Genomic DNA, 12,237 nt, shown 5'->3' on the forward strand with positions numbered 1-12,237 from the left:
CGGAGGGGACCGGCCCGGTGCTCAGACAGCGGGGAGACGCGGCCGGACGCGGCTGGGGCCGGGCCTCAGCGGCGCTGGCGGTCACCACCTGGGTGGTGATCGGTGTCGGGCTGCTCATCGCGCCGCTGGCCACCGCCCCCTCGGGTGAGGCGCAGCAGGCCGTCCTGCTCGTGGCGATGGCGGTGTTCTTCGCGTCCCTCCTGGTCCAGCTGGGCGTGGGAATCGTGCGGGCGGCGGCCTCCGAGCGTCCGGCCATGGTCACCCTGGGGCTGGCGGTCGTCTTCTGGATCGCCGGGTCCACGGCGCTGAACGCAGGGGGCGCGCCGCACCTGACGGAGTTCCCCGCACCCGGCGAGTGGCTGTTCCTGGTGGCCTACGTCGGCTTCGCCGCGTTCCTGCTGCTCGACGGTCGCCGGACCGTGACCCGCTCGTTGGCCACGGTGCTCGACACGGTCGTGGTCACGGGCGGCGCGGCGTCCCTGGTGGGCATCGTGGTGCTGACGCCCGTCGCGGTGGCATTCGGCGGGTCCAGCGTGCCCCTGCTCGTCGCGCTGATCTACCCGCTCGCGGACCTGGTGCTGGCCCTGGTGGTCGTCGCCCAGGTCGGGCTGCGACTGCGCGGGCAGTCGCCCCGCAGCGCGCTCCTCCTGGCCGGCTTCCTGCTCTTCGCGGTCGCGGACAGCACCTTCGTCGTGAACCTGCCCGGGGGCACCTACTCGTTCCCCGTCCTCCTCGACCTGCTCTGGGCCGCAGCACTCGCCCTCGTCGTCCTCGCCGCCTGCCTTCCGCGGCGGCCGGCCTCGTCCCGCCCCGGGCGATGGGACAGCAGCTCCGCCCTGCTCCTCGCCGCGGCGGCCGCGCTGGTGGTGCTCGTGGCCCCGCACCCGCCCGGACTGGGGTGGTACCTCAACGTCCCCGCGCTGCTCACGCTGGTGGCCGCGGGCGGGCGGCTCCTGCTGGCACTGAGGGAGGCGAGGGACGCTGCGGAGGCGTACCGCCTGTCCCGCACCGACGACCTGACCGGCCTGCCGAACCGGCGGGCCCTCCTGGACCTGATCGACGAGGCGGACCCCCACCAGCCGATGGCGTTCGTCCTCGTCGACATCGACGGGTTCAAGGAGGTCAACGACACCTTCGGCCACGACACCGGCGACGAGGTGCTGCACCTGGTGGCACTCCGGCTGCGCAGCCACCTGCCGGCGTCGGTACCGCTGGCCCGCCTCGGTGGCGACGAGTTCGCCGCCGTGCTGCCGACCCGGGACACCCTCGACCTGCTCGAGGCCGTCAGCCGGCTGCGCGACGTCGTACGCACTCCGCTCGAGGTCGAAGGGGCTGGAGATCGTGCTGCAGTCGTCCGCCGGCATCGCGGTACGCGATCCGGAGGACTCCGGCTCGGCCCTGCTGCGTCGGGCGGACGTCGCCATGTACCAGGCCAAGCTGTCCCGGGTCGGGGCCACGGTCTACGACGCCAGCCGGGACGAGTTCTCGCGGCAGCGCCTGGTGTTCGTGGACGAGCTGCGGCGCGCGCTCGCCGACGGCCAGCTGACCGTCTGGTACCAGCCGCAGATCTCGGCGGCGACGCAGACCGTCACCGGCCTGGAGGCGCTGGTGCGGTGGGACCACCCCGTCGACGGGATGCGCTCGCCGGCGGTGTTCCTCCCGACGGCGCGACGGGCGGGCCTGATGCCCGCGCTGACCGAGGAGGTGCAGCGCCACGTGGTCCGGGATGCCGCGCGCTGGTGGGGCGCCGGACTGCGGGTGCGCGTGTCGATGAACCTGGCCCCTCCCGAGCTGCTCAGCAGCAGCGTGGTCGCCGCCCTGCTGCGCCGCGTCGACGCGATCGGGCTTCCCGCCGGTGCCCTCGGCCTGGAGGTGACGGAGGACTCGTTCCTGGCCGACCCCGAGCGCGCCCGCGCCGTGCTCGCCGAGCTGGCCCGGCACGGACTGGAGGTCTCCGTCGACGACTACGGCACCGGCTTCTCGTCCCTGTCCTACCTGCGCGACCTGCACGCGCAGGAGCTGAAGATCGATCGCTCCTTCATCGCCACGCTGATCGCCGACGAGCGCAGCCGCCTGATCGTCCGGTCGACCACGCAGATGGCGCACGCCCTGGGCATGCGGGTGGTGGCGGAGGGGGTGGAGGACGCCGCCACCTCGGCCGAGGTCGTGGCCATGGGGGTCGACGCGATCCAGGGGTACCACGTGGCCCCGCCCATGCCCGCCGGCGTGGTCGAGGCGTGGCTGCGGGACTGGAGCGCCAGCTCGGCGACCGCGAGCCTCAGCTCCGACGAGCAGGACTGAGCGCGCCGCGCCGCGCCGCCGGCTGCGCCCACAGTCGGGCCGGGGCGAGGTCGGCCACCGGGTCGAGGACCTCCGCGGGCCGGTACGTGCCGACCGTGCGGGACAGGCGGAAGGCCTCGGGCTCGGGCACCGAGATCCCGTCCAGGCCGATCCCGAGGGAGACCAGGCGGTACGCCTCGGGCGCGATCCGCCGTTGCCCGTCGATCATCGCCTGGCAGTGGCCGTACACGGGGGTGCTGCCGGCGGACCCCAGGTACGGGCCCGAGGACGCGCCGGGCAGGAGGTGGGTCAGCATCCCGATGCCCGTGACCAGCTCGCGCACCGGGTCGTCCATGATCGTCACCACGCTGCGGAACCCGTTGGCGCGCGAGGCGGCGATGAGCCCGTGGTAGAGCGCGGCCGCGACCAGCACCCCCCGGGCGCGCATGCCGTCCCGCACCCCCAGCGTCGCGATGTCCCAGGTGTCGTCCGGGTCGAGCCCGGCCGCGCGCGCCGACCGCACTCCGTCCAGTCGCCACGGCTCACGACCGAGGTCGTGCAGCGTCTTCAGCCCGGGCTCCCCGGGCACGATGAGCCGGCAGGCCCCGACCGCCTCCCCCGCCCCGTCCGCCACGACCAGGAAGACCGAGGTGTCCTCGTACCGGCCGTACTCCTCGGCCAGCTGGTCCCGGGTGTTCCCGAACCAGCGCAGGAACACCGACTCCTCGCAGTCGTGGCCGGCGGCCAGCAGGTCGCCCTCGACGTCGAAGTGCAGGGTGTACCGGTCGTCGCCCATGGTCGTCTCCTCTGCGTGGTCCGGGTCGCGGGGCAGGGATTCCGTGTCAGCAGGGATTCCGGTGTCAGCAGGGATTCCGGTGTCAGGGCGCCGGGTGGTCGGCGCGCGGTGGTGCCACGACGGACCCGATCCCGTACGCCTCGAGGTCGCGGGGCGCGAAGCAGCGGCGGGTCAGGTCGACGGCACGGGCCGGGTCGAACGCAGCGCAGGTGTAGATGTCGACGCTGAAGAACAGCCGCGGCTGCTCCCAGGCGTAGAAGTGCGCGCCCGAGGTCTCCCAGTGGATCCAGCCGGCCCACCCGTACGTGGGCGAGCGGTGGGTCACCGGGGCGAGCAGGGTGGTCATGCCGAGCGTGTCGCTGAGCTGCGTGAGGTAGTCGCGGATCGCCGCGTCATCGACGGGAGCGGCGGGCACCCCCTCGATGACCAGCCGCTGTCGGTGGATGTCGGGGGCCAGGTCGCGCACCCCGCCGTGGTGCGCGGGCCGGACCGTCCCTCCCCGGACCGGCCGGGTCCTGCTCGGCACCATCGGCTCCTTCCCGGCGTCACCGCACGTTCACGCTTCGTAGTTGCCGATCACACAGCGTAGAAGGCGGCGACCGCGCGGGAACGGGGGCGGAGGTCCCGTCCGCGCGGGTCAGTAGTCCGGGCAGGCCCGCGGGTCACCCGGGAGCAGCGGGCGGACCACGACGGTCCAGCGCTGCCCACCGTCGATCCACGGCGTGGTCACGACCGCGTCGGCGAGCGCGTCGGTGACCGTGTCGGCGGCGTCCCCCTCCACGACCCGGCAGCCGTACCCCGGTCCGACGTCCGTGCCGCTGAGGGCCGGCCCCGGCCAGCGGAGCTCCTGCTGCGCGGGCAGGTCGCCCGACGGCTCCTCGTACGGGGTGGAGTAGACCAGCCAGGCGTCGGGCCGGTACGCCTCGGCCGCGGACACCGTCACCCCGTCGACCGTCCCGGCGGCCAGGTCGTCGGCGAGCAGCACGACGGCTCGGACCTTCGCACGCGCGTCGACCTGCTCCTGCGTCATCCCCGGGCCGGCGGACTCGTCGCCGACCCCGTACGAGAACGCGCGCACGACCTCGTCGGTCCCCTGGTCGTCCCAGGTCACCGCGAGCCCCGGCACGTCCGCCGTCTGCGGCGTGCCGAGGTCCTCGGGCAGCCCGGTCAGCAGGGCGGACACCGCGGCCATCACCGTGCCGAGATCGGCCGGATCCACCTGCTGCACGAGGACGGGCGGGAGCGCCGGGTACGGGTACTGCTCGGTGTGCGCGCCACGCGTGATCAGGGTGCCGTCGGCGTACAGCGAGAACTCGGGGAAGAGACCCAAGCCGATCGAGGGAGGAACCAGCCCCCCTCCGCGCGACAGCTGCAGCAGCAGGTCCTCGGGGTCGGCGGGCCTGGTCCACGACGGGGTCGCCGAGGCGGACGCGTCCGATGCGGAGGTGGTGGCACTCGCCGACCCCGAGCCCGACCCGGCGCCGGTGTCGGCGCAGCCGGCCAGGAGCGGAGCGGTGGTCAGGGCGACACCGACGAGGGCGACGGACGCGGGCCGGACGATGCGGATCATGGTTCCTCCCGAGTCAGGGTTCCCCCCGAGCGCTCGTCGGTGCGACGCGGCGCGGGTCCGGCGCGGTTCCCGCAGGTCAGCGTGGGCAGTACCGGGTCGGCCGCATCCGGCCGGTGATCGGGCTGGACAGCCCGGGCGCCGAGGCCACGTACGCGACCAGCACCCGCGACGGGAGCATCGGCTTGGGAAGCCGGAAGGTGTTGACCGCGCCGTTCGACCGCGGCCAGCCGGTCAGCGGCTTGACCACGAGCTTCTTCACCACGACCCGCTTGTTGACCTTCACCCGTACGGTGACCGGCACGGTCGAGCGGACGTTGTCGATGGTGATGCGGACCCGGTCGATCCGCTGGGTGCACGCGGGGATCCCGGTGGCGACGACCCGCAGGTCGACGCGGCGGGACTCCGACGGCGCGGACGGGACGGGTGCCACTGCTGCGGAGGTCGCCGGCGCGGGTAGCACCGACACGACCGCGAGGGCGGCGGCGGCCACGGCGAGCCGCGCGGTCCGCGCCGTCCGCCCCGTCCGTGCCGTCACGAGGCGGCCCCGAGCCGGTCGCGCACCCGGACGAACGCGGAGACCGCCTGCTCGATGTCCTCGGCCGAGTGGGCGGCGGACATCTGGGTGCGGATCCGCGCCTGCCCCTCGGGGACGACGGGGTACGAGAACGCCACGGCGTACACGCCCTCGTCGAGCAGACCGCGGGAGAAGTCCGCGGCCCGCCGGGCGTCGCCGAACATGACCGGGACGATGGGGTGGGTGCCGGGCAGCACGTCGAACCCGTACGCGGTCATCCCGGTGCGGAACGCCTCGGTGTTGGCCGCGAGCCGGTCCCGCAGGTCGCCGGTGGACTCCAGCAGCCCGAGCACGGCGAGGGAGGCGGCGGCCACCGGCGGCGGGATGGAGTTGGAGAACAGGTACGGGCGGGACCGCTGCCGCAGCAGGTCCACGATCTCGGCCCGTGCGCTGGTGTAGCCGCCGCTGGCGCCGCCGAGTGCCTTGCCGAGGGTGCCGGTGACGATGTCCACGCGGTCCACGACGTCGTGCAGCTCCGGCGTGCCCCGGCCCCGAGCCCCCACGAACCCGACGGCATGGGAGTCGTCGACCATCACCATCGCGTCGTACCGGTCGGCCAGGTCGCAGATCTCGCGCAGGTGCGCGACATACCCGTCCATGGAGAAGACGCCGTCGGTCACCACCAGCCGCCGCCGGGCGTCGGACGACTCGCGCAGCCGGTCCTCCAGCTCGACCATGTCGGAGTTGGCGTAGCGCAGCCGACGGGCCCGGGACAGCCGGATGCCGTCGATGATCGACGCGTGGTTCAGGGCGTCGGAGATCACCGCGTCCTCGGGTCCGAGCAGCGTCTCGAACAGGCCGCCGTTGGCGTCGAAGCAGGAGCCGTACAGGATCGTGTCGTCCGTCCCGAGGAACCGCGAGATCTCGTGCTCGAGCTCCTTGTGGATGTCCTGCGTGCCGCAGATGAAGCGCACCGACGCCATCCCGTAGCCCCAGCGGTCCAGCGCGTCCCGTGCGGCCGCGACCACGTCCGGGTGGTCGGCGAGCCCGAGGTAGTTGTTGGCGCACAGGTTGAGCAGCGGGCGGCCGGCGACGTCGACGTGGGCGCCCTGCGGCGTCGTCATGACCCGCTCGTCCTTGAACAGCCCGGCGGCGCGGATCCCCTCGACCTGATCGGCCAGCTGGTTCCGGGCCGCATCGGAGTAGGCCACGGTCCTCACGCCTCCCAGTCGAGGATGACCTTGCCGGCCTCGCCGCTGCCGGCGACCCGGAACGCCTCCTCGAAGTCGGCGGCCGCGAACCGGTGCGTGATGACCGGGGACACGTCCAGCCCGGACTGCAGCATCACCGTCATGGCGTACCAGGTCTCGTACATCTCCCGACCGTAGATGCCCTTGATGGTGAGCATGTTGAACACCACGGTGTTCCAGTCCACCTCGATGGGCTGGGAGGCGATCCCGAGCAGCGCGATCCGCCCGCCGTGCGCCATGTTCGCGATCATCTGCGGCAGGGCGGTCGGATGCCCGGACATCTCCAGGCCGACGTCGAACCCCTCGGTCATCCCGAGCTCCTGCTGCACCACGTCCAGCGTCTCGGTCCGGACGTCGACCGCCCAGGTGACGCCCATCTCGCGGGCGAGGTCCAGCCGGTACGGGTTCACGTCGGTGACGACGACGAACCGCGCGCCGGCGTGCCGGGCGACCGCCGCGGCCATCAGTCCGATCGGCCCGGCGCCGGTGATGAGCACGTCCTCCCCGAGCACCTTGAACGACAGCGCGCAGTGCACGGCATTGCCGAACGGGTCGAAGATCGCGGCGACGTCTCGGTCGATGTCGTCAGGGTGGCGCCACACGTTGGTCATCGGGAGCGCGATGTACTCCGCGAACGCGCCGGACCGGTCCACGCCGACGCCGCTGGTCTCCGCGCACAGGTGCCGTCGGCCGGCCATGCAGTTGCGGCAGCGGCCGCAGACCAGGTGGCCCTCGCCGCTGACCAGGTTCCCGGGGTGGAAGTCGTTGACGTTGGAGCCGACCGCCACGACCTCGCCGACGAACTCGTGCCCCAGCACCAGCGGCGGCCGGATCCGGCCCTGGGCCCACTCGTCCCAGGACGCGATGTGCAGGTCGGTGCCGCAGATCCCCGTGCGCAGGACCCGGATGAGCACGTCGTTGATGCCCACCTCGGGCTCGGGCACGTCGGTGAGCCGCAGCCCCGGTCCCGGGGCCGTCTTGACCAGCGCCCTCATCCGTCACCCCTTCGCGCATCCCGCGTCGCCTCGGTGCCGGCGGCCCCGCGCCGCCGTCCCGATCATGCTCCGTTGTGGTGCCGGGTGTGCGCGCTATAGCGCGCACAACCGGCACCACAACGGTCGCGGGTATACCCCTGGGGGTATATACTCGGATCCGTTCGAGCGCACCGGCCCGGAAGGACGACGATGGCGACCCCCACCCGCACACGGCACCAGGTCGTGGTGTTCACGACCCCGACCTGCTCCTGGTGCACGAAGGTCAAGGCGTACCTGCGCCAGAACCGGGTGCCGTTCCGTGAGGTCGACGTCAGCCGCAACCAGTCCGCGGCGCGCGACCTGGTCCGCAGGACCGGCCAGATGGGCGTCCCCGTCGTGCAGATCGACGGCAAGCACATCGTCGGCTTCGACAAGGCCGCGATCGACAAGCGGCTCGGGCTCGGCGGTCGCTGAGCCGGCCGGCCGGCCCCCGCACCCCCGGTCCCACCCGCGAGCACCCCGCACACCCGGTACGAATCGCACCCCGCGAACCCCACCACCACGAACGAAGGGACATCACCCATGTCGGAGCTGGTCGAGCCCCTGGGCGCCCGCGTCCTCGTCCGCCTCATCGAGGAGGCCTCGATGACGCCGAGCGGTCTGGTGCTCCCCGACACCGCCAAGGACGCCCCCCAGCGCGGCGAGGTCGTCGCCGTCGGGGACGACGAGGAGATGATCAAGGTCGCGGTCGGCGACCGGGTGTACTTCGCGAAGTACACCGGCACCGAGCTGCGGCTCGACGGCATCGACTACCTCATCCTCGAGGCCGCGGACCTGCTCGCGGTGATCCGGGAGACCGGGGCGGGCGTGTCTGCCGCCTGACCCGCGACTCCCGATCCCCCGAGCGGCTGGACGCCCGGGCGCCGTGCACGGTGCCCGGGCGTTCGCGCGTACTCCCAGCGCCCCCTGCAGCTCCCAGCCCGGCCGGCTTCCCTTCGTGTGGTGCCGGTTGTGCGAGCTGTAGCTCGCACAACCGGCACCACACGGACCCCCGGGATCGCGGACGGGGAACCGCGAGCCGCCCCCGGCGCGAACGGGTGCTGTCCGGACTTGACCGGACATACCCCCCGGGGTACCTTGGCCACTCCCGCACGACCACACGAGGAGACCGACATGTGCAGTCCCGCGCGCTGCGGCCGGTGCCAGAAGATCACGTACTCCGGCTGCGGCATGCACGTCGACCAGGTCCTCGGCAGCGTCCCGGCCGACCGCCGCTGCACCTGCCGCTGACCCACGTCACACACGGCACGAGGCCGGCCCCCCACCTCGGGGGAGCCGGCCTCGTCGCGTTCGGTGCGGCGGCGTCGCCGCGGTCGGCAGCGCCGCGCTAGAAGACCTGGCCGTACGGCTGCCCGTACTTGTTCGGCCCGCGGGTCCCCTCCTGCAGGTAGAAGATCAGCAGCACGATCCACCCGATGCAGCAGACGATGCCGATCCACCACCACCAGCCGGTCCGGTCGGTGTCGTGCAGGCGCCGCACGGACACCGCCAGGATCGGCAGGATCATCAGCAGGACGGCGATGCTGGTCACCCACCCGGTCTGGGTGTAGGTGGAGTAGTCGACCCCGTTGATCGTGAGCGTCCCGGTGTAGACCTTGAACCCGAGCAGCCGGTCGATGATCGACGTGACGACGACGAGGATCCAGTAGAAGACGATGAACCACCAGAACTCGCTGCGCGGAGCGCGGCCGGAGAAGGTGGCGTACTTGCGGAAGCAGGTGCTGACCGCCTGACCGAAACCCATGTGCCCTCCTTGGTCATGGGACCGGCACCGCGGCGGCGCCGACGCGGTCAGGATGCCGGACCGCGACGACCGGATCGGGGATTTCGGTCTCGGGGGTGTCGACACGCCCCGGCGACCGGCGCCCGCGAGCGGCTGCGCGTCGCGCGCCCCGCGGAGACGCCATGCCGGAAGGGAGCCTTCGGCCCTGGCCAGGACCCCCACGGATGGGGTCGGATGGGAGCAGGACCCCGCTGCCCGGCGGGATCCGGGTACGCGGTGCATGGAGGGGGTGTGCGGTGATGGCGCGCTACCTGGTCGTGGCGAACCAGACGCTGGGGTGCGACGAGCTCGTGGCACGGATCGACGAGTTGCGCCTGGAGGACCCGCTGGCGGTGACCATCGCCGCGCCGATCACGGCGCGCGAGGGCGAGCAGCAGTGGGACTACCCCCCGACCGACCGCGCGATCCCGGACGCGGAGACGATCGCGACCTGGCTGGCCCAGGACCGACTGGCCCGCGAGCTGGCCCGGCTGCGCGAGCTCGGCGTCGACGCGACCGGTGAGGTCGTCGAGTCGGACCCGGTCGACCGGGTGCGGGAGATGCTGGAGCAGGGCAGGTACGACGGCGTCGTCGTCTGCACGCTGCCCAAGCGGCTGTCGCGCTGGCTGCTCATCGACCTGCCGCACCGGCTGCACCGGGCCACCACGGTCCCCGTCGAGCACATCCCCGGCTCGGCGGGCCCGTCGCTGTGACACAGCGGTAGTCCTGCAGGATGCCGTCCGTGCGGTGGCGGCTGCTCGTGTTCGTGCTGGGGTTCCTCGGGCTGACCGCGGCGCTGTACTGGCCCAGCGTCCCCGGGCCGCAGACCGACCTGCCGCTGGACAAGGCGGTCCACCTCGCCCTCTTCGCCGGCGTCGCGTTCCTCGGCACCTGGGCCGGCGTACCGACGATGTGGCTGGGTGCGTTGCTGCTCCTGCAAGCCGTGGCCAGCGAAGTGGTGCAGGCACGGCTGCTGGACCGGCGCGGAGGGGACCTGCTGGACCTCGCCGCCGACGTGCTCGGCATCGCGCTCGGACTGCTGGCGGCGCGGGCCCTCCGGGTGGGGACGGCTACGGGATCACGCGGGCGGCCGGCGTCCAGCTGACGGCGGCGGGGTCGACGCCGGTCCGGTCGAACCAGGCATACAGGTCCGCGATCGTCTCGGCCAGCGGCCGCGGATCGAACCCCAGCTCCGCCTGCGCCTTGGCCGGATCCACGTGCGGGAACGTGTCGAGGGCGTGCAGCGTGTCCGCGGTGTACAGCAGCGGGTCCGCCGTGCGCCGGGCCACCGACGTGGCCGCCGGCGACCAGATCCGGGCGAACCACAGGGGCAGCGTGACCAGCGGCGCCGGCACCCCGGTGACGCCCGAGGCCGTCTCCGCGAGCGACCGCACCGAGGCCGCGCGACCGCCGAGCAGGTAGTTCTCGCCCACGCGGCCCTTCTCGGCCGCGACGACCAGCGCATCCACGACGTCGCGTACGTCCACCCAGTCGAACCCGCCCTCCACCAGCGCCGGCACCCGGCGGGCCCGCAGGGCGAGGAAGAACCGCCCCATCCGGGACGGCGCGGGGTCGCGCGGTCCGAGGATCCCGGACGGGTTGCACACCACGGCGTCCAGGCCCCGGGCCACCTCCGCCTGCAGGGCACGCTCCCCCGCGGCCTTGGACCGGTCGTACGCCGGGAGCGACCGGCGCGCCGCCTTCGGTGCCCGCTCGTCCAGCAGCAGGTGGCGCATCGCGGCCGTGTCGTACGCGTGCACCGAGCTGCAGTGCACCAACCTCCGTACGCCGGCCCGGCGGGCCGCGGCGGCGACCGTGGCGACACCGCCGACGTTGACCCGCTCGACCCGGCCCGCCATCCCGCCGACCACCGAGATCAGCGCGGCCAGGTGGTAGACGACCTCGGAACCGTCCAGGGCCCGGGCGACCGCCTCCCCGTCGCACACGTCGACGGGACACCACTCCACGCCCCAGGCCGCGAGCATCGGATCCAGCCGGGTGTCCACGACCCGCACCCGGTCGCCGCGCTGCAGCAGCGTCGGCACCAGGTTGACCCCGACGTGACCGCTGGCACCCGTGACGACGGTGATCCCCACGGCTCCAGTCGACCACCCGCGGCCGGCCCGGCCCAACGGGCGAACGTCACCGGGTCGCGACGCCGCGGGTCCCCTCGTGGCCGGAGGCGCGTTCACGGGGTGTTCATCCGAACGGGGCGGTGCCCCTGCACGCGGGGGGCCGTAGCGTCAGCGGCGGCACAGCGCGTGCCGCCACCCGGCCAGGGGGGCACCGACCACGTCACACCCACGACAGGAGCAACCATGGACAACCTCGTACTCGTCGCCGCGACCTACCCCGACGAGGCGACTGCCACGAGCGACTACGAGGCATTGAAGGCGGCAGAGAAGGAGGGCGACTTCTCGGTCATCGGGGCCGTGGTCATGTCCCGCAGCGCGGCCGGGGACGTCGAGGTCAAGGAGCACGGCGCGGGCCCGGTCGGGGCCGGGACAGTCCTGGGTGCGGCGGGCGGCATCGTGGTCGGGCTGTTCGCCCCGCCGTTGCTGCTTGCGACCGCGGTCGGCGCCGGCCTGGGCGCCGGGATCGGCAAGCTGGTCAAGCGGCACGAGGAGAAGGAGATGGGGGCGGACCTGGAGGAGGTCATGCCCCCGGGGACGTCCGCGGTCATCGCGGTCGTCAACGACGACTACGCCGACCGGGTCGAGCACGCCCTGGAGCACGCGGTGAAGAAGATCAACAAGGCGGTCGACAAGGGCGACTACGAGGAGCTGGTGCAGGAGATCGACAAGCAGGCCGGCAAGGTCCAGGACGCCCTCGACTCCTGACGCGGTCGGCCCTCCCGCACGCCGTCCTGCCACGAGAGCGCAGTCGTGGCGCGCTCCCCCCGAGGATCCGCGCCACGACTGCGATCTCGCGGGTCAGGGCGACGCGGCCCACGCGTTGTGGTGCCGGTTGTCACTGCTGTTGCTGAGACACCCGCCACCACAACAAGATGGCGCGGGACGACGCGGAGCGC

15 protein-coding genes are annotated in these 12,237 nt (G+C 73.2%); 6 read left to right on the forward strand and 9 right to left on the reverse strand.

All coding sequences use genetic code 11. The annotated features are described in order from the left end of the window. Positions 1–65 precede the first annotated feature (65 nt). Positions 66–1,364 carry a hypothetical protein gene (locus tag R2737_01825; protein ID MEZ5114981.1) on the reverse strand — a complete coding sequence of 433 codons (1,299 nt, stop codon included), beginning with the start codon at positions 1,362–1,364 and terminating at the stop codon, positions 66–68. On the opposite strand from R2737_01825, the gene R2737_01830 reads away from it, so the two are divergent. Further along, a complete protein-coding gene (locus R2737_01830) occupies positions 1,342–2,301 on the forward strand; it encodes a GGDEF domain-containing phosphodiesterase (GenBank protein ID MEZ5114982.1) in 960 nt (319 codons plus the stop codon). The genes R2737_01825 and R2737_01830 overlap by 23 nt on opposite strands. Here the strand turns inward: R2737_01830 and R2737_01835 are convergent. The 6 genes from R2737_01835 to tdh form a co-directional block, all read right to left on the reverse strand. After that, positions 2,279–3,076 (reverse strand): hypothetical protein, encoded by a 798-nt coding sequence (locus R2737_01835; protein MEZ5114983.1) that lies wholly within the window; start codon positions 3,074–3,076, stop codon positions 2,279–2,281. The genes R2737_01830 and R2737_01835 overlap by 23 nt on opposite strands. Positions 3,077–3,158: 82 nt before the next feature. Then, positions 3,159–3,602, reverse strand: a complete 444-nt coding sequence (locus tag R2737_01840) for an S-adenosylmethionine decarboxylase (protein ID MEZ5114984.1) — start codon at positions 3,600–3,602, stop codon at positions 3,159–3,161. Between the two features lie 111 nt (positions 3,603–3,713). After that, entirely contained in the window at positions 3,714–4,646 is a 933-nt protein-coding gene (locus R2737_01845) for a hypothetical protein (GenBank protein MEZ5114985.1), read from the reverse strand. Between the two features lie 76 nt (positions 4,647–4,722). After that, positions 4,723–5,181, reverse strand: a complete 459-nt coding sequence (locus R2737_01850) for a hypothetical protein (GenBank protein MEZ5114986.1) — start codon at positions 5,179–5,181, stop codon at positions 4,723–4,725. Further along, the gene (locus R2737_01855; GenBank protein ID MEZ5114987.1) at positions 5,178–6,380 is read right to left on the reverse strand and encodes a glycine C-acetyltransferase; all 1,203 of its coding nucleotides are present in this window, start codon (positions 6,378–6,380) and stop codon (positions 5,178–5,180) included. Before R2737_01855 ends, R2737_01850 begins: the two co-directional genes overlap by 4 nt. Continuing rightward, positions 6,377–7,405 (reverse strand): L-threonine 3-dehydrogenase, encoded by a 1,029-nt coding sequence (gene tdh, locus R2737_01860; GenBank protein ID MEZ5114988.1) that lies wholly within the window; start codon positions 7,403–7,405, stop codon positions 6,377–6,379. Before tdh ends, R2737_01855 begins: the two co-directional genes overlap by 4 nt. A gap of 189 nt (positions 7,406–7,594) precedes the next feature. Here tdh and R2737_01865 point away from each other — a divergent pair, with 189 nt between their 5' ends. Next, positions 7,595–7,858, forward strand: coding sequence for a glutaredoxin domain-containing protein (locus R2737_01865; GenBank protein MEZ5114989.1), 264 nt, complete (start codon positions 7,595–7,597; stop codon positions 7,856–7,858). A 117-nt stretch (positions 7,859–7,975) separates the two neighbouring features. Beyond that, on the forward strand, positions 7,976–8,266 hold the full coding sequence (locus R2737_01870) for a co-chaperone GroES (GenBank protein ID MEZ5114990.1): 291 nt from the start codon (positions 7,976–7,978) through the stop codon (positions 8,264–8,266). Positions 8,267–8,771: 505 nt separating this feature from the next. On the opposite strand, the gene R2737_01875 is transcribed toward R2737_01870, so the two are convergent. Next, complete coding sequence (locus R2737_01875) at positions 8,772–9,188, reverse strand: DUF805 domain-containing protein (GenBank protein ID MEZ5114991.1); 417 nt, start codon at positions 9,186–9,188, stop codon at positions 8,772–8,774. A 275-nt stretch (positions 9,189–9,463) separates the two neighbouring features. On the opposite strand from R2737_01875, the gene R2737_01880 reads away from it, so the two are divergent. Both R2737_01880 and R2737_01885 read left to right on the forward strand, forming a co-directional pair. Beyond that, positions 9,464–9,919 (forward strand): hypothetical protein, encoded by a 456-nt coding sequence (locus R2737_01880; protein ID MEZ5114992.1) that lies wholly within the window; start codon positions 9,464–9,466, stop codon positions 9,917–9,919. 29 nt (positions 9,920–9,948) lie between these two features. Beyond that, positions 9,949–10,311, forward strand: coding sequence for a hypothetical protein (locus R2737_01885; GenBank protein MEZ5114993.1), 363 nt, complete (start codon positions 9,949–9,951; stop codon positions 10,309–10,311). On the opposite strand, the gene R2737_01890 is transcribed toward R2737_01885, so the two are convergent. Continuing rightward, on the reverse strand, positions 10,277–11,302 hold the full coding sequence (locus R2737_01890) for an NAD-dependent epimerase/dehydratase family protein (protein ID MEZ5114994.1): 1,026 nt from the start codon (positions 11,300–11,302) through the stop codon (positions 10,277–10,279). The genes R2737_01885 and R2737_01890 overlap by 35 nt on opposite strands. 222 nt (positions 11,303–11,524) lie before the next feature. Between R2737_01890 and R2737_01895 the strand changes: the two genes are divergently transcribed. Further along, positions 11,525–12,046 carry a DUF1269 domain-containing protein gene (locus R2737_01895; protein MEZ5114995.1) on the forward strand — a complete coding sequence of 174 codons (522 nt, stop codon included), beginning with the start codon at positions 11,525–11,527 and terminating at the stop codon, positions 12,044–12,046. Positions 12,047–12,237: the final 191 nt, after the last annotated feature.

The organism is Candidatus Nanopelagicales bacterium (genome assembly GCA_041393815.1).
GTDB lineage: Bacteria > Actinomycetota > Actinomycetes > S36-B12 > JAWKJK01 > JAWKJK01.